The 25,124-nt window shown below is 32.1% G+C and carries 22 protein-coding genes; 7 read left to right on the forward strand and 15 right to left on the reverse strand.

Features of this window, described 5'->3' with window-relative positions; translation table 11 throughout:
* Positions 1-209 precede the first annotated feature (209 nt).
* Entirely contained in the window at positions 210-1,385 is a 1,176-nt protein-coding gene (locus D9V42_RS04600; protein ID WP_107555917.1) for a diglucosyl diacylglycerol synthase, read from the forward strand.
* The gene (gene ltaA, locus D9V42_RS04605) at positions 1,363-2,550 is read left to right on the forward strand and encodes a lipoteichoic acid biosynthesis MFS flippase LtaA (RefSeq protein ID WP_107555918.1); all 1,188 of its coding nucleotides are present in this window, start codon (positions 1,363-1,365) and stop codon (positions 2,548-2,550) included. The genes D9V42_RS04600 and ltaA overlap by 23 nt, the downstream gene beginning before the upstream one ends.
* A 399-nt stretch (positions 2,551-2,949) precedes the next feature.
* Here ltaA and D9V42_RS04610 read toward each other — a convergent pair whose 3' ends face one another.
* The 3 genes from D9V42_RS04610 to D9V42_RS04620 form a co-directional block, all read right to left on the reverse strand.
* Positions 2,950-3,459, reverse strand: a complete 510-nt coding sequence (locus D9V42_RS04610) for a YjcG family protein (protein WP_017722290.1) — start codon at positions 3,457-3,459, stop codon at positions 2,950-2,952.
* An 85-nt stretch (positions 3,460-3,544) separates the two neighbouring features.
* Positions 3,545-4,291: an esterase family protein gene (locus tag D9V42_RS04615; RefSeq protein ID WP_107555919.1), complete on the reverse strand. Its 747-nt coding sequence runs from the start codon at positions 4,289-4,291 to the stop codon at positions 3,545-3,547.
* 95 nt (positions 4,292-4,386) lie between these two features.
* Entirely contained in the window at positions 4,387-5,958 is a 1,572-nt protein-coding gene (locus D9V42_RS04620; protein ID WP_122063415.1) for an alanine/glycine:cation symporter family protein, read from the reverse strand.
* A gap of 335 nt (positions 5,959-6,293) precedes the next feature.
* Between D9V42_RS04620 and cozEa the strand changes: the two genes are divergently transcribed.
* On the forward strand, positions 6,294-7,379 hold the full coding sequence (cozEa, locus tag D9V42_RS04625; protein ID WP_107555921.1) for a lipoteichoic acid biosynthesis protein CozEa: 1,086 nt from the start codon (positions 6,294-6,296) through the stop codon (positions 7,377-7,379).
* A 350-nt stretch (positions 7,380-7,729) separates the two neighbouring features.
* On the opposite strand, the gene fabI is transcribed toward cozEa, so the two are convergent.
* The 7 genes from fabI to D9V42_RS04660 all read right to left on the reverse strand — a co-directional run bounded on the left by fabI (position 7,730) and on the right by D9V42_RS04660 (position 14,838).
* Positions 7,730-8,500: an enoyl-ACP reductase FabI gene (fabI, locus tag D9V42_RS04630; protein WP_107555926.1), complete on the reverse strand. Its 771-nt coding sequence runs from the start codon at positions 8,498-8,500 to the stop codon at positions 7,730-7,732.
* A gap of 396 nt (positions 8,501-8,896) precedes the next feature.
* A complete protein-coding gene (locus tag D9V42_RS04635) occupies positions 8,897-10,741 on the reverse strand; it encodes a monovalent cation:proton antiporter family protein (protein ID WP_107555922.1) in 1,845 nt (614 codons plus the stop codon).
* 9 nt (positions 10,742-10,750) lie between these two features.
* Complete coding sequence (gene mgtE, locus D9V42_RS04640; RefSeq protein ID WP_107531292.1) at positions 10,751-12,136, reverse strand: magnesium transporter; 1,386 nt, start codon at positions 12,134-12,136, stop codon at positions 10,751-10,753.
* A 27-nt stretch (positions 12,137-12,163) separates the two neighbouring features.
* Positions 12,164-13,018, reverse strand: coding sequence for an RluA family pseudouridine synthase (locus D9V42_RS04645; protein ID WP_122063416.1), 855 nt, complete (start codon positions 13,016-13,018; stop codon positions 12,164-12,166).
* The gene (locus D9V42_RS04650) at positions 13,018-13,827 is read right to left on the reverse strand and encodes an NAD kinase (protein WP_017722298.1); all 810 of its coding nucleotides are present in this window, start codon (positions 13,825-13,827) and stop codon (positions 13,018-13,020) included. Before D9V42_RS04650 ends, D9V42_RS04645 begins: the two co-directional genes overlap by 1 nt.
* Before the next feature lie 11 nt (positions 13,828-13,838).
* Positions 13,839-14,474 carry a GTP diphosphokinase gene (yjbM, locus tag D9V42_RS04655; RefSeq protein WP_017722299.1) on the reverse strand — a complete coding sequence of 212 codons (636 nt, stop codon included), beginning with the start codon at positions 14,472-14,474 and terminating at the stop codon, positions 13,839-13,841.
* Between the two features lie 16 nt (positions 14,475-14,490).
* Entirely contained in the window at positions 14,491-14,838 is a 348-nt protein-coding gene (locus D9V42_RS04660; protein ID WP_107555924.1) for a UPF0738 family protein, read from the reverse strand.
* A gap of 188 nt (positions 14,839-15,026) precedes the next feature.
* Here D9V42_RS04660 and D9V42_RS04665 point away from each other — a divergent pair, with 188 nt between their 5' ends.
* The 3 genes from D9V42_RS04665 (at position 15,027) to yjbH (ending at position 16,876) form a co-directional block, all read left to right on the forward strand.
* A complete protein-coding gene (locus D9V42_RS04665; RefSeq protein WP_122063418.1) occupies positions 15,027-15,611 on the forward strand; it encodes a CYTH domain-containing protein in 585 nt (194 codons plus the stop codon).
* 87 nt (positions 15,612-15,698) lie between these two features.
* Positions 15,699-16,070 (forward strand): truncated hemoglobin YjbI, encoded by a 372-nt coding sequence (locus tag D9V42_RS04670; protein WP_017722302.1) that lies wholly within the window; start codon positions 15,699-15,701, stop codon positions 16,068-16,070.
* Between the two features lie 17 nt (positions 16,071-16,087).
* Positions 16,088-16,876, forward strand: coding sequence for a protease adaptor protein YjbH (gene yjbH / locus D9V42_RS04675; protein WP_017722303.1), 789 nt, complete (start codon positions 16,088-16,090; stop codon positions 16,874-16,876).
* A 404-nt stretch (positions 16,877-17,280) separates the two neighbouring features.
* Here the strand turns inward: yjbH and pepF are convergent, their stop codons facing one another.
* From pepF to spxA, 4 genes are all read right to left on the reverse strand, one after another.
* Positions 17,281-19,089, reverse strand: coding sequence for an oligoendopeptidase F (gene pepF / locus D9V42_RS04680; protein WP_122063420.1), 1,809 nt, complete (start codon positions 19,087-19,089; stop codon positions 17,281-17,283).
* 53 nt (positions 19,090-19,142) lie between these two features.
* The gene (locus D9V42_RS04685; protein WP_122063422.1) at positions 19,143-20,141 is read right to left on the reverse strand and encodes a competence protein CoiA; all 999 of its coding nucleotides are present in this window, start codon (positions 20,139-20,141) and stop codon (positions 19,143-19,145) included.
* Between the two features lie 496 nt (positions 20,142-20,637).
* A complete protein-coding gene (gene mecA / locus D9V42_RS04690) occupies positions 20,638-21,354 on the reverse strand; it encodes an adaptor protein MecA (RefSeq protein ID WP_017722306.1) in 717 nt (238 codons plus the stop codon).
* Between the two features lie 338 nt (positions 21,355-21,692).
* Positions 21,693-22,088 (reverse strand): transcriptional regulator SpxA, encoded by a 396-nt coding sequence (gene spxA / locus D9V42_RS04695; protein ID WP_002483765.1) that lies wholly within the window; start codon positions 22,086-22,088, stop codon positions 21,693-21,695.
* Between the two features lie 304 nt (positions 22,089-22,392).
* On the opposite strand from spxA, the gene trpS reads away from it, so the two are divergent.
* On the forward strand, positions 22,393-23,382 hold the full coding sequence (gene trpS / locus D9V42_RS04700; RefSeq protein ID WP_122063424.1) for a tryptophan--tRNA ligase: 990 nt from the start codon (positions 22,393-22,395) through the stop codon (positions 23,380-23,382).
* A gap of 70 nt (positions 23,383-23,452) precedes the next feature.
* Here trpS and D9V42_RS04705 read toward each other — a convergent pair whose 3' ends face one another.
* The gene (locus tag D9V42_RS04705; RefSeq protein ID WP_122063426.1) at positions 23,453-25,108 is read right to left on the reverse strand and encodes a peptide ABC transporter substrate-binding protein; all 1,656 of its coding nucleotides are present in this window, start codon (positions 25,106-25,108) and stop codon (positions 23,453-23,455) included.
* Positions 25,109-25,124 lie beyond the last annotated feature (16 nt).

Consider the following 25,124-nt stretch of genomic DNA (forward strand, 5'->3'; position numbering starts at 1 on the left):
AGCTTATTGTCTTGTCAAAAGTGGTATTATATAGATATATAACAACTTTATTTTATTAAATTTTAATTTCCCAATGTAGTATGAATCATTTCACAAGTGTTTGTAAAATGATATAATTAAAATTAATTGTGTGTTTTTTCTTTCACACCTCAAGTAAATACGTTAAAATTACCTTGAGCTAAATATAAACTATTGGAGGGTGGCTCTTAATGGTTACTCAAAATAAAAAAATACTGATAATTACTGGATCTTTTGGTAACGGTCATTTACAAGTTACGCAAAGCGTAGTAAACCAATTTAACGAAATGAATCTAGACAATTTAACAGTTATTGAACATGATTTATTTTTAGAAGCTCACCCGATTCTGACTTCTATTTGTAAAAAATGGTACATTAATAGTTTTAAATATTTTAGAAATATGTATAAAGCTTTTTACTATAGTCAACCAGACCAATTAGATAAATGTTTCTATAAATACTATGGACTTAATAAATTAATGAATTTACTTTTAAAAGAAAAGCCAGATCTTATTCTACTAACTTTTCCAACACCGGTTATGTCTGTACTAACTGAACAATTTGATATGAACATTCCTATTGCAACAGTTATGACAGACTATCGCATGCAAAAAAATTGGATTACGCCACATTCACATAAATATTACCTTGCTACAGAGGAATTAAAAGACGAGTTTGCAAGTATTGGCATTCCTCGAGATCAATTGAAAGTAACAGGTATTCCTATTTCAGATAAATTCGAAGCGGATATCAATCAAGAAGATTGGTTACGTCAAAATAAGTTAGATCCTAACAAACCTACTATATTAATGTCGGCCGGTGCATTTGGAGTTTCAAAAGGATTCGGCCAAATGATTCAAGAAATTCTAAACAGAAGTCCTCATGCACAAGTAGTTATGATTTGTGGTAAAAATAAAGATTTAAAACGTTCGTTATCTAATCAATTCAAAGCTAACAATAACGTACTTATTTTAGGTTACACCACACATATGAATGAATGGATGGCTTCAAGTCACTTGATGATTACAAAACCAGGTGGTATCACGATCTCAGAAGCATTGACGCGTCAAATACCAATGATTTTCTTAGATCCCGCACCCGGACAAGAGCTTGAGAATGCAGTTTATTTTGAAGAAAAAGGCTTTGGTAGCATAGCACTTACACCTGAAGCAGCAATAGAGCAAGTTGCTACATTAACAAATGAGCCAGCTAAATTAGCTGCAATGTCACAAGCAATGGATTCTTCTAGAATCCCATATTCAACATACAAATTATGTAAAGACTTATTAGACTTACTTAATCATTCATCTCGATATGAGGAAGTTTACGGAAAGGTTCCTTTATATGCAAAGCTCTTCGTTAAATAATTATGGTACAAATAAAAATTTTATAATCATGCTAATCATCTTATTCTTAATGGAATTTGCTCGAGGAATGTATATTTTAAGTTATTTATCATTACTTCCAACAGCAACCTCAATCGCGGTAGGTATAACATCTATCGCTATTTCTATACATTTCATTTCAGATGCAGCTACAAACTTTGTTATTGGTTTCTTACTTAAACGCTTAGGTGCAAAATTAGTACTAACTTTAGGGTTTTTACTTGCTTTTGCTAGTTTATTTTTAGTTATTTGGTTCCCTACTGCACCCATCGTATTAATCATCAGTGCGGTCTTACTAGGTATTGCTGTAAGCCCTATATGGGTAATCATGTTAGCAAGTGTTGATGAAAAGAATCGCGGTAAACAAATGGGTTACGTGTACTTCTCTTGGTTACTAGGACTACTAGTAGGTATGGTAGGCATGAATATTATATTTAAATTTCATCCGACGCAATTTGCGTTTTTAATGTCACTAGTTGTATTAATTGCTTGGATATTATATTATTTCGTAAAAATTAGACTCACAAATTATAATACTCGCCCTGTTAAACAACAATTAGGTCAAATAGTAAATGTCACAAAACGACATTTAATTCTTTTTCCAGGTATTTTACTACAAGGTGCTTCGATTACCGCTCTTGTACCTATACTACCTACATATGCAACAAAAGTGGTCGGTGTTTCAACAGTTGAATATACGATGGCAATCGTATTTGGTGGCATTGGTTGTGCGTTTTCAATGTTATTCTTATCTAAGATAATTGATAATCATGGCACATTATTTATGTACAGTGTAATATTTGGTGGTTTTGTACTATACACACTCATGATATTTGCTTTATCGCTAATTACAGAAATTACATTGGTTTGGATATTAGCAGTATTTATTGGTCTCATGTATGGTATTTTACTACCGGCTTGGAACACATTCATGGCAAGTCATATACATTTGGATGAACAAGAAGAGACTTGGGGTGTGTTCAATAGTGTGCAAGGCTTCGGATCTATGGTCGGTCCCCTTGTCGGTGGTTTAATCACTGAGTTTTCAAATTCAGTAAATAACACATTTTACTTTTCAGCTTTTGTGTTTTTATTCCTAGCTGTCTTTTACGGCATCTATTTTATCAAACGTAAAAAGCACGTTTAAAACGTTCATAAACTTTAATACTTACAGAAAAGCTTTCTCGGCCATACTTAAGTTATTATTGTGAAACATTATTAACCAAACTCAAATATAAATGTACGCATGAGTCATCATAACTCAAAAATTTCAGTACATCAGACATAAAATTTACCTAGTTATAAAAACGTCAATTTCTATTAAACACATATAGAAATTGACGTTTTTAATTTCATGAAATTTTCCACCTTGCCCATACCTAGGATGGTATATGCTGCTAACATCATACTACTTAAAATATAAAAGAGAGCTAACCTCAATCGATTAGCTCTCTCTTATTTGGGAGGTACGTGTTTGCGCTCCCAACTCTATAACATCTTATGTCTAATCATGTTGCGTTCAGACAATAATCAAAATGGAACACGTTTATGCTAAATTAAAGTTCTCTAAAACTTTCCATTTATCTTCTTTTTCATCGTAATAAACTAAAGAAAGTTGCTCAATAGTTTCTTTGTAGTCAATTCCCGCTAGCTTCAATTGTCCATAAATATCTTCAAATTCTTGACTCGTCAATCCTTGGGCAATAGTAAAATGTGGTACAAACGAATGATCTGCAACCCCATAAAAATCGCCTTTGTTAAATTGATTAAATAAGTTTTCTAAAGTTTCTGTTTTTTCAACTTTAAAATAAATAACATTGGTTATTGGCGCAAAATTAGATGCTTTTGTTGCATGAACATCAACCGTTGGAATGCCTTCGATTCTTGATTTGATTGTCTCTTTTACAGACTCTAAATCACCATCGTTTATTTTAAATTGCCCCTTTATCGTAATATGCGGCATAATAGATGCATAATGAGCATCATAACGCTTACGATATGCATTCACTTCATCTTGAAATGCTTTTGACGGAATTAATGCCAATCCTAAAATCATTTAAATTCCTCCTTTGTTTAACATAATTACATTATAGCAAATTTCTGAAAAATTCGTTACTCTAAAGTCAATTTATTTCAGAATATTAAAATGAAATATTATCAGATAAAAAATATTTTAACATTTCATCAAGTAAATATTGCCATGACTTCCATCTATGGCCACCTTCAAATTCTAAATAGTGATACGTAAAATCATTTGCTTTAATAATTGAATTTAATTCACGATTTGGCGTTAAAAAATCTGCAGTTTTGCCTGTGGTCGGTAACTTGAAATCCGCTTCTTCTAATCCTACCGCATGCCAAATTGATAACTGCTCTTTAAATTGGCAACGCTCAATTAATGTCTGGATAGCCTCATCATGTTGCGGACTTAATAATCCCACCTGGCTAAATACACGCGGATATGATAACGCAGTAATTAAAGCAGCACTACCAGCTAAACTATCTCCTAATAGAACACGTGCATTGCCTACTTTGAACGTTGGGAATGTCTTATCTATAAACGGTAATATTTCATTAGCCATAGCTTTCACAGTCAATGGTGTACGAGCGCCTTGTGGATGAAATTCTGCTCTTCTTTTATCAACATCTTCATAGTGAAAACCTACAAAAATGGCGCGCTCAATTTCATTGTTTTCTCTTAACTTTTCATAAGTTCGATGGATTCTGCCAAAAGCAAAAAAGTCTGCCCCATCAAAGCAAAAAACAACTTTATATTTAAATAATTCTGTAAAATCCTTAGGTAAATAGATAGATAATGTCACATCTCTATCTAAAATCTCGCTAGGAAAATTAATCTTATTGATATTTCCTGGTTGAAAGTCATACATAAATCATGCGCCCCCTAGTAGTCTTATAGACATTGTACCAAGAGACGCATGATTTTAAAATATTTCAACTTACTTTTTACAAAATGAATGACATGTTAATCATCCATTTTTTCTTCTTTCAGTCGCTGTGGGTAATCTTTCAGCCAGAAAATAGCATTCGGTACTTTACTAGGATCTGGTCTGTAAATGGCGCGTTTACCTGACCCAAGTTTTTTCTTTTGCTTTTCATAATCTTTCAGAGCATTGATTGCTGGCTTATGTAGTATCCAAATGGCAATAATATTTAACCACGCCATCATACCTACACCCAAATCACCCATCATCCATGCCAAATCTGCAGTTTTAACTGCACCATATACTGTCGCTAAAATTAGAACAATTCTTATAATATTAATATATATAAATGTAGTTTTCTTCGAACTTCTTCTAGTTAAGTACGTAATATTGGTTTCCGCAATATAATAGTATGCCAGTATTGTTGTAAAAGCAAAGAAGAATAATGCAATTGCAATAAAGTATGAACCAAATCCTGAGAATGTCGGATCAAAGTGATAACCGCTACCATGGAAGGCTTTATCAATACCAGCTTGTGCATACATTGCTGTACCTGAATAATCTTTATCACCATTGGACATTTCTACAAATATACCATTGTCTTTAATCATACTCGCTTTACCGTCTGACATTGAACCACCATCAGTAACATTATATGTACCCGAAAGCAAAATAATTAACGCGGTTGCTGTACAAACAAATAATGTATCAATATAAACTGAAAATGATTGCACTAACCCTTGTTTAGCTGGATGAGATACTTCTGCTGCCGACGCAGCATGTGGACCTGTACCTTGTCCTGCTTCATTTGAATATAGTCCTCTTTTAACACCAATTTCAATCATAGCCCCTACAATACCACCAAAAGCTGCTTCAAAACCAAATGCTGATTTAAATATTAAAGCAAATAGAGCAGGAACTTGTTCGATATTTATAAATATAATTATAACTGCCATTAATATGTACGCAATTGCCATAAATGGAACTACTGCAGTTGCTGCATTTGCAATCCACTTTATACCTCCAAATATGATTAAACCAATTAAGATCGCCAAGAATATTGCTACTATCCAAGGTTCTAAACTGAATGCATTTTTCATTGAGCTTGAAATAGCATTAGACTGCACACCTGGTAATAATAGCCCCACTGATATAACAGTAACGATTGCAAATATTAAACCGTATATCTTTCCTAATTTCCCCTTAATACCGTATTCAATATAGAATGCTGGACCGCCTCGATATTGCCCTTTCTCTTCACGCTTATAAATTTGTCCAAGTGTAGATTCAATAAAGGCACTACCTGCGCCTAAAAATGCCGATGCCCACATCCAAAATATAGCACCAGGACCCCCAATAAATATAGCCGTCGAAACACCTACAATATTACCAGTACCTACTCTACCTGCTAAAGATAAAGCAATTGCTTGGAAACTAGATATACCAGTCGGCGATTTTTCCCCTTGAAACATCAAGCGTATCATTTCTTTAAAATGCCTAATTTGGAAAAAGCGCATCATAAATGAAAATAACACTCCTGTAAGCAATAAACCATAAACCAAAGGTTTACTCCAAACAATATCATACAACCACGTAAGTAACCCCTCTAACATAACGTATCCCCCTTGTTGTACCATCATGTGAAATGATATATTTTTCATTATTATACACATATATAATATTCCGCGCAACGTATTCATTAAGTTATCTTTTTCACAATTTATATATTATATTTCAAAATTTATATTAAATATTTCGGATTACTTTATTCTAATACACAAATAGTTTTACACTATTTAACATAAATTATTCTTATTCATAGGTGTAACTTTCTATTTTTTTATAGTTGCACAACAGAAATTATTGAATTCTATTTTCATCTTTTGTTCTTTGTATATTTGAGATATACTAAATAGTACTTAAAAAAGAATTTAGGAGGAACTGTCCTATGCTAAATAAGGTTTGGTTTAGAACAGGTATTGCATTATTAATCCTGTTTTTACTAATCAAATTAGTCATGGAAGTCCATAGTGTATTTGTACCTTTTGTTATTATTATTCAATCGGTATTATTACCATTGTTATTAAGTGGCTTCTTGTTCTATATTTGCTTACCTTTTCAAAAAATACTAGAAAAAAACAAAGTTCCACGTTGGGCTAGTATTACAATTATCTTTATCGCTTTATTTATCATTATCGGTATCATTATTAGGTTTATCGCACCACCTATTGCAGAGCAAATTGAAAACTTAATCAATCAAATCCCAGCACTACAACATGAAATTCAATATATTATCAATTTTGCTTTAGATCAAATGGAGAGATTACCTGCTGATGTAACAGATAGAATAAATAAAATGGTTCAATCTATGAGTGATAGTACTGCAGATATATTATCTAATTCATTTAGTTATTTAACTTCATTTATCTCAACACTATTTTTACTTATCATGGTGCCATTTTTCTTAATCTATATGTTAAAAGACCATGAACGTTTTATACCTTTTATTGCTAAACTATTTAAAGGCGATAGAAAAGTTTTTATTGTTGATTTATTAAAAGATTTAAATCATACAGTGCAGTCTTATATTCAAGGTCAAGTAACAGTTAGTATTATTTTAGGTATCATCTTATATATCGGTTATTCAATTATTGGTTTGAATTACACATTATTATTAGTTATGTTTGCCTGTGTAGCTAATATGATTCCATTCCTTGGGCCATGGATGGCATTTGCTCCAGCAGCCATTATCGGAATTATTCAAAGTCCAACTACATTTATATGGGTGTGTATTATCACATTAGTCGCTCAGCAATTAGAAGGTAACGTTATTACACCAAATGTTATGGGCAAATCTTTAAATATTCACCCATTAACAATCATTGTTGTCATCTTAGCTGCTGGTAATCTCGGTGGTTTTGGCCTAATACTTGTAGCTGTGCCACTTTACGCAGTAATTAAAACGATTGTGCGTAATGTTTTCCAATACAGACAGCAAATTATCGAAAAAGCTAATAGCGATGTTAAAGAATAGCTTAGAATAATAGCTTAGATACTACATCAGTCTTTAAATTGAGACACCTTTATTAAAGTACCTAGTCGATTTGTCTAGGTGCTTTAATTTTATATATTGAGGTTGTAATCAATACATGTCCCAATCTCAATTTATCAATACAAAAAACCTCTGATACCAAGTATCAGAGGTTTGAGACTGTCGACAAAGTCCCGAACTTTGTTGGCAGTTTTTTGCATGTTTTCTGCGAATGCTACCTTAACTTATAGTTTGCGGCTAGTGTTATTTCCGCAAACATCGCCCCAAATCACTGCCAATATTATAATATATAAATTAAACAGTAGTTATATTGATTTTGAGGTTTTACGATATTATTTAACGATATGATAACCGCTATCTACATGAATATTTTCTCCGGTAACACCACTTGAAAAATCACTTAATAGATAAGCTGCAGTTTTACCAACTTCTTCTTGATCGACATTACGTTTTAACGGTGCACGTTCTGAGATTTCATTTAAAATTGAATTAAATCCACCTACACCTTTTGCACTCAATGTACGGATAGGTCCAGCTGAAATAGCGTTAACACGGATATTTTCTTGTCCTAAATCTAATGCTAAATAACGCACATTTGCCTCTAAACTTGCTTTCGCAACACCCATTACATTGTAATTTTGAACTGCGAATTCGCCACCTAAATAAGTTGTAGCTACAATACTACCGCCTTCAGGCATAAGTTTTTTGGCTTCACGTGATACAAGTGTTAATGAATAAGAACTAATATCTTGTGCTAATAAGAAACCATCACGTGATGTATCAATAAAGCGACCACGTAAATCTTCCATATTTGCAAATGCAATTGAATGGTAAACGCCATCTATATTGCCAACTTCTTCTCCAATTTTAGCAAAACCATTTACTACATCTTCATCACTTTGAACATCAATTTGATACATATGATGCGTTTCTTGATTTAATTGTTCAACTAATTTTTCTAATTCTTTTTTACTACGGTCTTTACGGTATGTAAATACTAATTTTGCACCAAGTTGGTCCAATACTTTAGCTACGCCAAAACCAATACTACGTTTGTTTGCAATACCCATAATGACGAAAGTTTTGTTTTCTAAATTTAACATGAAAATAGCTCCTTTATTTAAATTTTCATTTTTAACTGGTTCGAATTCAGATGACACAGATATTCACTTTTTTACTCGATACCAATATCAACATTCTTTATTTTAACATTGGTTATAATGAATAAACAATTTATTTTAATATCAATTGAACTTTTTATGCGTTTACATAGCTAAAGTTAAATCAGCATCCTATAAGGATGCTGATAAAAAGATTAGAATATACATTGATCTCCAATTTTACAAGGAGTATCACAAAATATTACTTCTTAATTCTGTTTTAATATAGCAAAAGCTGAGACATTTCTATATGATATGCCTCAGCCTTCGCTTTAAATATTAAATATATGATTAGTTAGACGATATGAGATTAGAGGATCATTTACTGTCACACGCACTTTAATAATAAAACTCTAATTCACGTTTCAATTCATCAACATATTCTTTAGAACCTGTAACAATAACGCGGTCTCGATATCGTAGTTGAGTATCTCCATGTGGGACAATAGATTCATTATTTCTAATAATACGAACAAAGATAATATCCCCACCGAATGGGAAATTACGTAGTTGAATCTGGTCGTATTGATGATTTAACATCGCAATTTCATATAATGATGTTTCGACATTACTTAATAAGTTAAGCATATTAGGTGTTTCTATTAAACCTTTTAATAAAATCTTATTACTCATATAGCTACTAAACACTTCAATACCTTCTCTTTGCAGAGATTCGTCATTAGAACTAGATTCTAACCTACAAATAACTCGTTTTACACCATGAGCTTTTGCCATTAATGCTACTTTGCGATTAATATCGTCATCGTTTGTCGAACATACAACAATATTACGCTTAAATAAGCCAAGCCGCTCAAGTAATCCTTCTTCATAATCTGCAATTTCAACCATTGAAATTGCATCAGATAATTTACGTTTATCACTTAAATCATTTCGATAATAAAGTGAAACTTGATACAGTTGTGAAGATAAATTTTGAGCAATAGGGATGGTTAATTGGTTCTTCCCTATCAAACTTACTTCAATTTGTCTTGTTGCTTCGTCTGGCATTGGGAACATTTTCTTAAAGATAATGGGTACAAATACACAAGTGATAACAGCACTTAATATCAAAATACCAGATATCTCTGGTGAAATTGTGCCAAGTTGTTCTGCAATTTTAGCAGAAGCAATAACTAATGATAATGTAGATGTTAGTAAAAATGCAGAAGAAATTGTAGTTTTCATATCAAACCATCTACGTATATAAAATACTGGTATCAATTTAGATATTAGAAAAGCGAGTATTAAAAACGGGATAATCATCAATAATGCTGGTTCCTTAATCAACTCTGGTATATTCAAATCTACACCAACCATGATAAAGAAGATTGGAATAAAGAATCCATATCCAAATGAATCTAACTTTTCAACCATATCTTCATCTGGATTAAGAAGAGAAACTACAACCCCCGCTAAAAATGCGCCTAAAATATTTTCTGCTCCAACACCTTCAGCTAAAGCCACTAACAATAGGATAAGTGCAAACACTGCACGTATACCGATTTGAGTCGTACCATCCATTAATTTTTGTAAGAATTGTGCTTTTTTGAAGAAACCACCTAAAAAGTAAAAGACAATTGTAAATACCACTAAACTACCGATTAACCACAATGATGTATTGCCTGAAGCATGTAGCGTACCATATGCTGTTAATAAGATCATTGTCACTAAGTCTGCTAGTACAGCGACTAACAAGATAAATTGTCCGATTGTCGTACGCATGATATTCATTTCTTTTAATGTTGGTACAACGACACCTAATGAAATCGTAGATATGATAATAACCATTAATAAGACATCATCAATTAGGCCGAACCATTTAAACATGTATGCAAAGACAATAGATATAATCATAATAAACATAAATACAACTATGGCAAGCTGTAAATGACCTGGCTCTTGCTTTTTAACTTTTTCTTCTTTTTTAGTTGAACTTTTATCTTTTTTAAAAGCTTTAAAATCAATTTCTAAGCCACTTAAAAACATTAAGAATATAAAACCTAAAGTTGATAATATATTAAGTATTGAATCACGTTCGACTATATTCAAAAAAGAATGGCCTATAATAATACCCATTAATATTTCAGCTACTACTATAGGTAAAAATGTAATCCTTAATCTATTGACTATAATTGGTGTAAGAAATGCCGTTAAAACTACGACAACAAGTGATACAAATTCCATATAACCTCCTTATGTTAAATAAGACATAAATGATGTTGCTAAACCAAAATAAATCAACATACTGACAATATCATTAATTGTAGTGATAAACGGACCACTTGCAACTGCAGGGTCAATTTTTAATTTGTTCATCACTAACGGAATCATTGAACCTACTAATGTACCTACTGTCATCGCGATTGTTAAACTACTGCCTACAATGGTTGCTAAGATTGGTTGGCCGTATAAGACCATAATAATGATGAATAACAAGATTGCACAGACCAACCCACTTAAAAACCCACTACCAGTTTCTCTTAATGCGACTTTAAATTTACTTTGTTCATCAATTTCACCTGTTGAAATATTACGAACCGAAACGGCAAGTGATTGTGTGCCCGAATTTCCGGACATCCCACTAATAATTGGAATAAATGCAGCTAATAACGCAACTTTTGATAATGTATCTTCAAATGACCCTAAAATGGTCGCAGTAATCATTCCTAAGAATGTAAGTATAATCAACCATGGCAATCTTTTTCTTGCAGTTTTAATTACAGAATCATTTGTAGCATCGACGTCTGAGACACCGGCTAAACGAGAGTAGTCTTCACTTGCTTCTTCGTCCATAACGTCTAAAATATCATCGATAGTGATAATACCAAGTAAATGGTCTTGGTAGTCGACAACTGGCATCGCAATGAAATCATAATCTCTCATTTTTTGTGCAACATCTTCTTGGTCATCGGCTGCATTTGCGCTAATGACACGTTCACTCATGATATCTTCGATGTAAGCATCATTTTCGGCTACAATTAAATCTCTAAGCGAGAGCACGCCGGCTAATTGTTTATCATCATTCACTGCAAAAATAACATAAATGGTTTCTGCATTAGGCGCCTGTTCTTTAACATGAATAAGCGCTTCTTTTACAGGCATTGTTGCTTTCAATGAGATATATTCAGTAGTCATGATACCACCGGCAGTATCTTCATCGTAATGTAATAATGCTTTGATTTCTTTAGCATCTTCACGCTTCATTAGTGTGAGGAGACTAACTGTTTTTTGTTTAGACAACTGATTCATAATATCTACGGCATTATCGTAAGACATGTCTTCTAAAATCTTACTAGCATAATTAGCATCCATCGTATCAAACAATGCTTCGTATTCATCTTCATCGATTTCTAATTGTTCAAAGAAATCGGCAACTTCTTCTGGTGATAGTACTTCAAAGATACGTTGTCGTATATCTTCATCACTATCTTCAAAGTATTCACTTTGTTCATATGTATGCATAGATAAAAATTCATCTCTAAATTCGTCAATATGATTATTAATCAACAAATCATCTAGCAATACTTTATCATATACTTGCTCATCCTCTAATGTAATTGATTCTTTTTCATTAGCCATTAGCCCCACCTCCATAGTTTTTTTAAATTATATCATATTAAATATAGTTTCAATCGCGTCATATCTATCGTTTATTATAATTTTTTGCTTTTTAATTGGGTGAATAAATGATATTTGAATACAACGTAATAATTGATGATGATAAGTTTCATCTTTACCGCCATATAAGTCATCACCTACTAAAGGATGACCAATATGTTGAAAATGCACGCGTATTTGATGTGTTCTTCCTGTAAGCAAACTCACTTCACATAAAGTATGATGACTCGTATGTTTGAGTGCTTTATATTTAGTCTGTGAGGTCTTTCCTAAACTACTGACTTGACGCTGGATAATACTATCTGGATGTCTTGCGATAGGAGCATCAATTAAATCTTCACCGTCTAATAGCCCCTGACAAATACATAAATATTTTTTATCGATTTTAATTTGGCTCATTAAATGATGAATAAATCCATGCTTTGCTAACACAACAACCCCCGAAGTATTACGATCTAAACGCGTAACAATATGTGGGGTCAACGATAACTTTCTATCATTAAAATAACCCAACACTTGCTCCACTAAACTAAAATGTAAATGATCTCTAGAAGGTGCACAATTTTGTTGGGCAGATTTCGACACAATAATTAAATATGAATCTTCATATAAGATATTTAACGCGTCGTTATATGGTATTAAGTTAGAGCTTGGCGTTTCATCACTTAAAAAAACTTCTAAATTATCATTTATAGCTAATTGCTTTCTGACTGTAACTGATTGTCCATTAACTAATAAAGCGCCATTATGCTTAATGGCGCTTATCGTCCGTTTAGAAAATGCTTGTTGTTGTAAAAATGTGCGCACCATTTCTGGCCGCTGTATTGTATAAGTAAATTTCATTACTCATCATCTCCACTTGAAATGAAGGAGTCATGTACTCTTTTCCAAAACGGAAACGGTCTAAATCTAGCGAATCTAATCTTTTCATTGGCTACGCGATATTGTATCGCATTAACATTTTTATGTTTTATACTAACATGGTCAATCGTTGTTAAAATAGTATCATGATTAACTGGTGTTATTAAACACGTATGGTGTTTGGGTAATACTAAAGGAGAACCCACAGTTCTAAATACCCGATTGTTTATTGATGCAATTTCAGCAATTTGCATGGCTTCTAATGAGGGATGTATCAATGCGCCACCTAATGCCTTATTGTATGCTGTAGAACCTGATGGTGTAGAAATACACAAACCATCGCCTCTGAAGCGTTCAAATTGGTTACCTCTAATATTCACATCAACAACTAAAGTAGAGCCATTTTCAGTTTTCATAGTAGCTTCATTTAATGCTAAATGTCGCGTCTCGTATCCATTATCATTATAACGCACAATAATTTCTAACAAAGGATATTCAATGACTTGGAATTCAGAGTTATTAATCTCAATGATGAGTTTTTCAACTTCATGTGGCACCCAATCAGCATAAAAACCTAAATGCCCTGTATGAACCCCAACAAACGCACAGCGAGATAGCATATGACTATACTGATGAAACGCTTGTAACAGAGTGCCATCTCCCCCAACAGAAATGACGATTTCTGGATTATCTGGGTCTTCAACCATCTGAAAATCTTTCATATGGTTAATCATTTTATGTTTTAAAGCATTCGATTTTGAATCACCTTTAGATAAAATCGTATAACGCATCGTAACATCCCCTAGTCATTATTATGCTTTTTCGCACGCTTTTTAGAATAATATTTCTGAGCTTCTTGAATTTCTTCTTTAATTTCTGACATCTCTTCATCTAGCAAAAATGCCGCTTCTGCAGCTCTTTCCAATCGATGTTGAATCTCCGGTGGATAATCTCCATCATATTTATATCTCAAAGTATGTTCTATCGTTGCCCAAAAGTTCATTGCTAACGTTCTAATTTGAATCTCTGCCAATATTTTCTTTTCTCCATTTAATGTTTCAATAGGATATTCAATAATGACATGAAATGAACGATAACCACTTTGTTTGGTATTACTAATGTAATCCCGTTCTTCCACAACTTTAAAATCTTGACGCTGTCTTAATAAATTAACCACAATATCAATATCATCAACAAATTGACACATTAAACGCAAACCTGCAATGTCATACATTTCTTCATGTAAGCGATCAAAAGAAATTTGACGTTTATTCGCCTTATCAATAATACTTGTCATGGGTTTGACTCGCCCTGTTACAAATTCTATAGGAGATGCATTATCTTCTACTTCATATTGTTTTCTAAGCCCTTTTAATTTAATTTTCAATTCGTCTACTGCTTGTTTATATGGAGATAAAAACTGATCCCATTGATTCATTGTGCCTCACTCCGCTTCAATCTAATTCGAAAACATCCTCTACAACGGAAACAAACTCCTTACCATAATTTGAATTACCTTGTATGTTGTCCAGTATGTAATTAAACTCATTTTCGAATTGTTTTAATTCTAAGTCGTCATTAACGATAATTTTTTTGCCTTTGTTTTCATGCAGCATAGACCACGTTTCTTGAACAAATATCAAGTAAGAATAGTTTTGTCCGTCGTCTAAAATGTATGCAAAGCTGTAATTATCACTATCAACAAGCATTTGTCCTGCTTCTTGTAAACCTTCTGTGGATTGTTCTGTATAGCAATTAATGCTATCTTCTGTAATTTTAATTTCATTCACATAAATACGCATGCTTGTTCCTCCTTATTCTTCATTATTTTAACATAATTTCATACTACATAACACGTTACAACATAATGTTATACCAACATCAATCCATCAATTTCAACTATTTATGTAATCATAAATGCAGTTCAATTTAAATTAAATAAAAAGTGTTTTAAAATAAATGAATATACGCACCAGAAGGAGAGATTATAGTGGCAACTAATAACGAGATTGAATTCAAACAATTGTTAACAGAAAATCAATACAATGTTATTCATAAAACCTATTTCAATGAAATTGAACCTTTTAAACAAACAAATTTCTATATCGATACGCCAGACTTTGATCTAAAAGATCATAAGTCAGCTTTGAGAATTCGTGTGAAAGATGACTACTTGGAAATGACATTGAAAATACCAGCTGAAGTCGGCCTAACTGAATACAATTTTGAAACACATATCGTTCCTGAATTAAACAAGCCTATTCCAGAACAATCGTTGCCTTCTGAAATTTTAGAACAGCTTACAAAGATGGATATCGATTTAATTGAATTAATTATTCTTGGTTCACTTAAAACTGAACGCTTAGAAAAAGAAATAAACGGAAACTTACTTGTACTTGATAAAAGTACTTACTTAGATTTTGAAGATTTTGAATTAGAATACGAAGTAGAAGATTATGATGAAGGTTTAATTCAATTTAAATCAATCCTTGAAAAATTTGATATGAAACATGAAATTCCAGCTAATAAAGTACAAAGATTTTTTAATCGTAAATCAAATTTATATCATAATTAATCACATGCAATTGTAAGAAGTCGAATTACTTCCAAATGTAAAAATTCATGTTATATTAGTATTATATTAACAGGATACGGTGATATTATGACGCAAACACCATATGAAATCATTGGCCAAAAAGCCTTATATGAGATGATTGATTACTTTTATTATTTAGTAGAACAAGATAGTAGAATTAATCACTTGTTTCCTGGAGATTTTGCAGAAACAAGCAGAAAACAAAAACAATTTTTAACACAATTCTTAGGTGGTCCGAATCTTTATACACAAGAACATGGTCATCCAATGTTGAAAAGACGTCATTTAGATTTTATTATAACAAATCATGAACGCGATGCTTGGCTAGAAAATATGTATAAAGCTATACAGCATGCTGATTTTCCCGAAGGTGTCGGTGATTATTTATACGAGAGATTACGTTTAACAGCGAATCACATGGTTAATTCCGAAAATTAATTGTAGGTGGAATAGACATGACTGAAGAATTAAGATTAATACAACCCAATAGTCGTGAAGATGTAAATCTTTCACCTGTTAGTAAGATAGAAATTTATTCCTTTTTTGATCCATTCAGCAAGGAATGTTTTAAATTATCTGCAATCCTTTCTAAATTACGCATTGAGTATAAACAATATATAAGTATTAGACATATATTGAATCCTTCATTACGCGTTTTGACAAAATGCCAAGCGCAAAGTACATCTGATTTAGATAATATCGCACTCGCATATAAAGCCGCTGAACTTCAGGGACGCATACGTGCAGAGCGTTTTATACATCTTGTACAAAATGAGATTATACCCAAGCGAGATATTATTACAGAATCGATGGTTAATAATTGTATCAGTAACGCAGGATTAGACTACGAAGTTTTTAAAGAAGATTTGCAAAGTAACTGTTTAAAAGATAGTTTACAAGTAGATTTGCATATCGCACGAGAAATGGAAATTGAAGAAGCTCCTTCCCTCGTGTTCTTTAGCGAGGATGTGCACGAAGAAGGATTAAAAGTTGAAGGATTATATCCTTACCATATTTATACTTATATTATTAACGAACTCATTGGTTCAACAATTGAAAAAGAATTACCACCAAGTCTTGAAGAATATATTCAACAACAACAATTAGTCACTAAAGAAGAGTTATTAACAATATATGAGTGGCCAGAAAAACTAATGAATAAAGAGCTAAAAAAGTTAGCAATCCAACAAAAAATTGAAAAACTTAAGTCGCCTGACGGCAAATTTTGGAAAGCTAAAAATTAATGCGCCTATGATTTAACTTTATAACTAAATAGCCTTTATTAAATAGATAGTGACATAAAATGTACTACCTTAAATTAAAACGATGATTTTTACTGCAATTCAGTAAAAATCATCGTTTTTTGTTTTTCTTATATTTTCCACTTAAAGTTAATTGAATAGTTATTCAATTATACTCATTTTTAGAAGAATCATTAAAAAAGGGTATAAAAAAACGCCGTGTCTGATTACACGGCGCTAAACAAAGGGGATGGGAGAAATTTTTCACTTCAAACAAAGGGGTATGTTTGTTATGTGATTAATTTCATGTTTATAATATAACACGGTAAAATACACCTTTCAACCTTTTAAATTAAATAAATTTAGTTTGTCACAAACTTGTCATATTGTAAACGAATACATTCATGCTAAGCTTTCATTAACTTTTCAAAAGCATCTAATTTTTGTTCGAATACTTGGCAAGCTTGTTCAATTGGTTCAGGTGTTGTCATATCTACCCCAGCATTTTTCAAGATTTCAATTGGGTAATTTGAACTACCTTTTTTCAAGAATTCATTAATGTATCTATATACTGCCGGTTGTCCTTCAGTTAATATCTGATGACTTAAACTTTGTGCAGCGCTATATCCTGTTGCATATTGATACACATAATAGTTCATATAAAAATGAGGAATTCTTGACCATTCTTTACTGATATCTTCATCTGTTTCAACTGAGTCACCAAAATAAACACGGTTTAATTCAGCATATTCTTCGTTCATACGATTTGCTGTTAATGGCTCTCCCGCTTCTTCTATCTGATGAATTTTGTGTTCAAATTCAGCAAACATCGTTTGTCTAAATAATGTGGCACGGAAACGCTCAAGTTCTTGGTTTAATAACAACAATCTTCGTTCATCATCTAAATGTTTATCCATATAATCACTTAGTAATGCTTCATTACATGTAGATGCAACTTCTGCGACAAATATTGTATAATCACTTGAATTTGAAGGTTGATTTTTACGACTGAAATAACTATGCGCTGAATGACCAAATTCATGTACCAACGTGTATAAATCAGACACGGTATTTGACCAATTTAATAAAATAAATGGATTTGTTAGATGTGCACCGGAAGAATAACCGCCTGAACGTTTACCTTTATTTTCATATACGTCTACCCAACGATTATTTAATCCTTCATTCACTACTTCCATGTATTCTTCACCCATTGGTTGTAAAGCTTTAACCATCCAATCTTTTGCTTCCTCGTATGGCATTTCAAACTTCACATCTTTAACTAAAGGTGTATATAAATCGTACATTTTCATATCTTCAAGACCTAACAATGCTTTACGTAATTCTGTATAACGGTGCAATAATGGTAAATATTTATGGACTGTTTTTACTAAATTGTCATAGACTGCTTCTGGGATATGATTATTACTTAAAGCTGCTGCTCTTGCAGATTCATAGTTATGTGTACGTGCATTAAACACATTCTTTTTAACTTCTCCTGCTAATGTAGCACTTAAAGTATTATTATAGGCACCATAAGCTTTATATAAATTTTCAAATGCAGATTTTCTTAATATACGATCATCAGATTCTAAACACTTTATGAATGTGCCTTGTGTAAGTGAATGACGATTACCATCCTTATCGATGGCATCTTCAAACTCTAAATCAGCATTGCTGAACATACCATATACATTATCAGCTGTTGACAAAGCATCTTGTGCCTCTGTAAGTAGCTTTTCTTTATCTGCACTCAACACATGCGGACGTTTTTCATTGATTAATTTCAAATCAAATTCATATTGTTTTAAATTATCATTTTCATCAATAAATGATTGAATCTTGTCTTCATCAATTTGCAATATTTCAGGTACTAAGAAACTCCACCCTGAACTAAACTTAATTATTAATTGATGCGCACGCGCTTCATAACCTGTGTATTTATCATTCGCTGTGTCTTGATCTTGTTTTAAATGTGCGTATACATAAACTTTTTCTAATTTAGAACCTAATTCATCCTCTAAAGCTAATGCTTGATATAAAGTCTCAGCACTATCAGCTAAATGACCTTTAAATTGTTGTTCTTTTCCTAAATTTTGTTCTGCTTCTTTAAAAGCTTCTTCAAAAGCTTCATCCGCTTCGAATATGGTAGTTAAATCCCATGTATATTCAGGATATTTACGTTCTTGTTCTTCTCTTGTTAATTGTTGAGTCATAATTTTAGTAAACCTCCTATTAAATTCAATACTATAATTTTCTCATGTAAGACTCAATTTTGCACGTTATTATACCCAATATTTCGGTATATTTTTTGAAACTTATGGATAATTGCTTGAACTATTACTTGGCTATTAACATCATAATTATAAAAATGATTATACTTAATAGTATTTAAGAATACACTTTCATTAATATTATTTTTAACTAACATATTCAGCAATTGCAGTTGCCAATAAATAGGATGAGATTGTATAAATAGTTGTTCAGGATACACCATGCCTAAATTTTCACATACCCATGATTCCTTTAGTTGTAAATTATAAATAACACTCAAACTAGGCTCATGAACAGTTCCTTGACGTCTGCAATACTTGATATATTGTTCAATTGAAGACTTCGTTAATTTAAAATGACTTGGTAATATGGCAGGGTCACTTTTATTAAAATAATATGTAAATTGTTTATATGAAAGTTGTTCCCTAATAGCTATGTAACGGTTTCCCCCAATAAATTGTATTATTTTATATCTATATAATAGAAACGTGTCACTATGCCATGAAAAGAGTTGTCTTCTTTTTAAATTAATATAAGTGCGTTCAGACTTATTTAAAATTAAAATTTTTGTTCTTTCATTATATTTCAACTTACCGATAATCCAAATAACGTCAAAACCAGTATGAGCTAACCCATCGCTTCGTTTTTTTATATTATCTATAGTTATATTTGAAAATTGTATTTCAATCGCAATTGTATTATTAATGATTAAATCTGGATATTGGTAGCACTGTGATATATAAGGTTCAATTACAACATGATAATCTAATTTATCTAATTGCTGTGCCAATTCATATTTAAACATATAATGTTCATAGGTCTCGCCTTTGTTACAAAAGTTTGAATTTCTGTGAACATGAGCAAAATGCGATATTTTCATTGGACCTTTTTTTAGAACAACTTTATTATGACAATGCGGACATTTATAATCACAGTTTCTATTAGCGTTGCGCGCAGTCATCAATATTTCGTTACCGTCTTTAGCGTAAAACATGTTTTAATCACCTCATTTAATATACACGGTAATTTCACATAAATTACTTTAGTAAATTACACTTTCCACTTACCTGATATAAAAAACAACAGAGTCTAACACTTTGTTAACAATTTTTTGTGCACGCTTTTCTCGAGCATTGCCTTAGCCTGTAGTCTTCGGCTAATGCGCTTCCCAAAAGAGTCGGCCAAATCACTGCCTATATTACACTAAAATTTTTTAGTATTTATAAATTAAACAGTAATTTTTATTATGTCGCATAATTCCATTGATCATAGCGTCAACTTTGGTTTGAAAGACACTGTTATTAAAAAAATAACTATGCCAATATAAATAACCCTTAGGCGAACTATCACCTAAGGGTTGTCTATGGTCTGAGCAGACAAAGTATAAACTTTGTCGACTTTAAATTTTTCTTAAAAACATAACCCTTACTATATATTGTAAATCAATTTTAGTAAGGGTTATATTAGTCATTTTATTTTATTCACATTAATTATTCTGCAGTGTTTGGAAAATAACGACGCACTTGTGACGCTACATTGTGGCTCATGATTATTTTTGCATAGTCATTTAAATATACTTCAGATTTATCAGTAGGATATGCGAACTCAAGTAATTGACTATAACTATCATTAATTGTTTCTTGATCTACATTTTCGTCAAAATGCACAGCATAATAATAAATATTGTTAAGACTATATAATAAATCTTCGAATGCATCTGTCACTTGATCGTTGTGATGTGCATAATCGATTACTTCTTCTAAATCACTAAATTTAACAATAACAGTACGTGTATTTTGCTGTTTATGGTCGTTTCGTTCTTGGCTATGGTTATTTTCTTTCTGTTGTTGACGTTGCTCAAATAAATCTTCTAAACTATCATCTTGATCAAACGTCTGTGATAATAAATCGTTCACTTGATAATCAAGTTGTTCATTATCTTCATCTGACATATTGATCAGATCTTCATTTTTAGATTTAGATATCGTTACCTCAACACCTTTTTCAAAAGCATGTACTTGTATCCATAACGGGCCTTCAACAACAAAATCTTCTTCTTCATTGATTTCTTCCATCATATTCCAAAAGAATTCTTCTCCACGTTTGCGATTAGTCCACAAATCTTCACGTTTAAAACCTCTTGCTTCAATATCACTATATGTTATAAATAATTTAACGGTAGTATCGTCAACGCGCTCTATTCTCATATCATCTCACTCCTTACAGTCGATGAATAGTAATCATATTGTATTAGAACATAGCAATAATTACAATTGATTTGTTTGATTAAATTTCACTAAATTCCAATTAGTATCTTATATTAACATATACCCTTATATTAGCCAAAAAAACAGCACGAACTATTCAAGCGTGCTGCACCAAAATTAACTTAACTCTATATTAAATCGATTTTTCCACTTAGACAACCTTTGCGTTTGACCTAAGCCCATGAGTATTTGTTATGTTAAATATAACAAAACCATAAAGCAATTTTTAATTCATTACTTTATGGTTTATGATTTATTTATTTCACTTATAATTTGTCTTAGTCAACCATGCGTTGCGCTTCTTGCAATTGGAACGTACGAACTTTTCTAGGTAAGAAACGTCTGATTTCATCTTCGTTATAACCAACTTGTAGACGTTTTTCGTCTAAAATAATTGGACGACGTAATAAACCAGGGTTATCTTGAATAATTGAATATAAATCTTGAAGTGGTAGCGCATCAATATCTACATTTAATTTTTGGTAAGTTTTAGAACGTGTAGATATAATTTCATCAGTACCGTCTTCAGTCATTTTTAAAATTTGTTTGATTTCGTCAATTGTTAAGTGTTCTGAAAAAATGTTACGCTCCGTATACGGAATGTCATGTTCTTGTAACCATGCTTTCGCTTTACGGCAAGATGTGCAACTTGGTGAAGTAAATAATGTTACCATACATCTCACTCTCCTATTTTTCATGAATGTAAATTCATTTGATTTCAATATTTATATGATTAGGAAACTTTATAGTTTTCTTCGCCTTCCTTAACCTTACAATGAAAGTATACCCTTTCAACATTAAAATTAAATGAGAATTCTCTAATTTTTTTCAAAAAATTTAAAATAAAAGTATTTCTCAATAAATTCAACTAGAAATATTGATGTACATGTAGTTTAACATAACTTACAAATGATTGAAATACTGTTATAATAAACGTATTGTGTATTAAATTAAATTTCAGAAAGTAGGCATCATAAAATGGAAACATTATTTTCAGGTATCCAGCCTAGTGGGATTCCAACAATTGGTAATTACATTGGCGCATTGAAACAATTTGGTGAAGTGCAAGATGATTACGATTGTTTCTTTTGTATCGTTGACCAACATGCAATCACGGTACCCCAAGATCGATTAAAATTACGTAAACAAATTAGACAACTTGCTGCAATCTATTTAGCTTCTGGTATAGACCCAGAGAAATCAACACTATTTATTCAATCTGAAGTTCCTGCGCATGTTCAAGCAAGTTGGATGCTCACTACGATTTCTTCAATTGGTGAATTAGAACGTATGACGCAATTTAAAGATAAAGCAGGTAAACAAACTGAAGGTGTACCAGCAGGATTGTTAACTTACCCACCATTGATGGCTGCTGATATCGTTATTTATAATACTAATATCGTACCAGTTGGTGATGATCAAAAACAACATATGGAGTTAACACGTAATCTTGTAGACAGATTTAACTCCCGTTATAATGATGTTTTAATTAAGCCAGAAATCCGTATGCCAAAAGTTGGAGGCCGCGTGATGAGCCTTCAAGAGCCAACTAAAAAAATGAGCAAAAGTGACGATAACCAAAAAAACTTCATCTCACTACTTGATCAGCCAAATGTTGCCGCTAAAAAAATCAAAAGTGCTGTAACCGATTCTGACGGTATCATTAAATTTGATCGTGATAATAAACCAGGAATCTCTAATTTATTATCAATTTACTCAAGCTTGACTAATGAATCTATTGACTCACTTCAAGAAAAATATAAAGACTCAAACTATGGTGTGTTTAAAGCAGATTTAGCAGAAGTTGTGAAATCATTCTTAACTCATTTCCAAGAAAAATATGATTATTATTTCAATTCTGATGAGCTTGATACAATTTTAGATAACGGTAGAGATAAAGCACAAAAAGTGTCATTGAAAACATTGAAAAAAATGGAAAAAGCAATGGGCTTAGGTCGTAAAAGATAAGTTACTAAGCTTAAAATTTTCAGAACATTAAAAAGGAGAATCCAGTACTTCGGATTCTCCTTTTTAATGCTTATTTTTCTTTCTTTTTACCCGTTTTAGGATCGATACGCTTATCAATTTTCACATGTTTTAGTGTCGTGTCTCCACCAATTTGATGGTAGACTAAACCTTTAACTTGAGGGTTAGTTAAATGCGCTTCCCCTTTTTGGTAAACTGGCGCAACTGGTGCTTCTGCTAATAATAATTCCTCCGCTTCCTTCATTGCTGCATTTCGTTCTTCAGGTTTCTTCAATAATTTGCCATTAGCATCTTTAACTAATTTATCGAATTCTTTATTACCCCATCCTGTATTATTAGAAGGATTACCTGTCGTCATAATATTCAAGAACGTTAATGGATCTGGATAATCTGGTCCCCAACCAGATAATGATGCTTCAAATGTTTCAGAATGTTCCTGATTCACTCTTTGTTTAAACGGTAATTGTTTAATATTCATTGTAACTCCTGGTAAATTACTTTCAACTTGTGCTTTGATATACTCTGCTGAAATTTTTGCATCAGGGGTATCTTCCGTATTCATTGTAAATGTTAACTCTTTGATACCTAAATCTTTTTTAGCTTTTTCTAAATGTTGTTTTGCTGCTTTAGGATTATATGTTAATGGCGAATTGATTGATTCAGTAAAATCCTTACCATCTGGTGATTTAGCAGTTAGTTTAGATGTAAAGCCATCTGTAGCTTCAGAACCATTATTTTTAACTGCATTTACATAGCCTTCTTTATTAATAGCTTGAGAAATTGCTAGCCTTAAGTCTTTGTTTTTAAATTCTGGTACATTGTCTCGATTTAACTTAATATAAAATGTACTTGCTAATAAACGTTTCTTTAAGCCTGGATTATCTGCATATTTATCAACTTGGTCGGCAGTTATCAGTGTATCGTCTACAGAACCTGTGTCATAAAGTGACGCGCCTGCTTGCTGATCTTTCAACACTTTATAATTTACTCGGTCTAAATTGACTGCTTTTTTGTCCCAATAATCATCATTTTTCACAAGCTGTATTTTATCTTCAACTTTCCAGTTTTTTACTTTAAATGGCCCATTATATACCGTTTTATCAGCTGTAGTACCATATTGTTGTCCAGCTTTCTTCACAGCTTTTTCATTTTGAGGCATAAATGTTGCAAAGGCCAACATCTCATTCATATATGGTATTGGTTTGGTTAATTCCACTTTTAATGTGTGATCGTCAACAGCTTTAACACCTAGCTCATCTACGTCTTTTTTGCCCATATTGATTGCTTCAGCATTCTTTAAATCATACATAATATAAGCATATTCAGAGGCTGTATCTGGATTAACGACACGTTTCCATGCAAATTCAAAATCGTGCGCTGTAACAGGGTCACCATTAGACCATTTTGCATCTTTACGCAAATCAATCGTCAAAGTTTTACCACCATTACTTTCTTTTGGCATAGCTTTGGCCACGCCTGGTTTCGCTTTATCATTTTTATCTAAGGTATATAACCCTTCATATACCTGATTATATATATCAAATGAAACTGTATCAGTGGCTAAGGCCGTATCTAATGAAGAAATATCTTGTGTTATCACTTTTCTAAATACATCCCCTTTATCAGAATAAATTCCTTCAGCATTGCCACACCCTGCTAATACAACCGATAGTGCTACTAAAATAATTAAAAACTTGAATTTTTTCATCATTTTCCCCCCTTCC

It is taken from the genome of Staphylococcus pseudoxylosus (assembly GCF_003697915.1).
Lineage (GTDB): Bacteria > Bacillota > Bacilli > Staphylococcales > Staphylococcaceae > Staphylococcus > Staphylococcus pseudoxylosus.

Bases quoted from the DNA above. Each gene is read 5' to 3' on its own strand.
- D9V42_RS04615 (WP_107555919.1), bottom strand. From the start codon at position 4,291: ATGTATGACTTTCAACCAGGAAATATCAATAAGATTAATTTTCCTAGC.
- yjbM (WP_017722299.1), bottom strand. From the start codon at position 14,474: ATGAATCAATGGGATCAGTTTTTATCTCCATATAAACAAGCAGTAGAC.
- D9V42_RS04670 (WP_017722302.1), top strand. From the start codon at position 15,699: ATGACGCAAACACCATATGAAATCATTGGCCAAAAAGCCTTATATGAG.
- D9V42_RS04650 (WP_017722298.1), bottom strand. From the start codon at position 13,827: ATGCGTTATACGATTTTATCTAAAGGTGATTCAAAATCGAATGCTTTA.
- mecA (WP_017722306.1), bottom strand. From the start codon at position 21,354: ATGAGAATAGAGCGCGTTGACGATACTACCGTTAAATTATTTATAACA.
- spxA (WP_002483765.1), bottom strand. From the start codon at position 22,088: ATGGTAACATTATTTACTTCACCAAGTTGCACATCTTGCCGTAAAGCG.
- D9V42_RS04645 (WP_122063416.1), bottom strand. From the start codon at position 13,018: ATGAAATTTACTTATACAATACAGCGGCCAGAAATGGTGCGCACATTT.
- mgtE (WP_107531292.1), bottom strand. From the start codon at position 12,136: ATGGCTAATGAAAAAGAATCAATTACATTAGAGGATGAGCAAGTATAT.
- yjbH (WP_017722303.1), top strand. From the start codon at position 16,088: ATGACTGAAGAATTAAGATTAATACAACCCAATAGTCGTGAAGATGTA.
- trpS (WP_122063424.1), top strand. From the start codon at position 22,393: ATGGAAACATTATTTTCAGGTATCCAGCCTAGTGGGATTCCAACAATT.
- D9V42_RS04610 (WP_017722290.1), bottom strand. From the start codon at position 3,459: ATGATTTTAGGATTGGCATTAATTCCGTCAAAAGCATTTCAAGATGAA.
- D9V42_RS04600 (WP_107555917.1), top strand. From the start codon at position 210: ATGGTTACTCAAAATAAAAAAATACTGATAATTACTGGATCTTTTGGT.
- ltaA (WP_107555918.1), top strand. From the start codon at position 1,363: ATGCAAAGCTCTTCGTTAAATAATTATGGTACAAATAAAAATTTTATA.
- D9V42_RS04620 (WP_122063415.1), bottom strand. From the start codon at position 5,958: ATGTTAGAGGGGTTACTTACGTGGTTGTATGATATTGTTTGGAGTAAA.
- D9V42_RS04705 (WP_122063426.1), bottom strand. From the start codon at position 25,108: ATGAAAAAATTCAAGTTTTTAATTATTTTAGTAGCACTATCGGTTGTA.
- D9V42_RS04685 (WP_122063422.1), bottom strand. From the start codon at position 20,141: ATGTTTTACGCTAAAGACGGTAACGAAATATTGATGACTGCGCGCAAC.
- D9V42_RS04635 (WP_107555922.1), bottom strand. From the start codon at position 10,741: ATGGAATTTGTATCACTTGTTGTCGTAGTTTTAACGGCATTTCTTACA.
- D9V42_RS04660 (WP_107555924.1), bottom strand. From the start codon at position 14,838: ATGCGTATTTATGTGAATGAAATTAAAATTACAGAAGATAGCATTAAT.
- pepF (WP_122063420.1), bottom strand. From the start codon at position 19,089: ATGACTCAACAATTAACAAGAGAAGAACAAGAACGTAAATATCCTGAA.
- fabI (WP_107555926.1), bottom strand. From the start codon at position 8,500: ATGTTAAATTTAGAAAACAAAACTTTCGTCATTATGGGTATTGCAAAC.
- cozEa (WP_107555921.1), top strand. From the start codon at position 6,294: ATGCTAAATAAGGTTTGGTTTAGAACAGGTATTGCATTATTAATCCTG.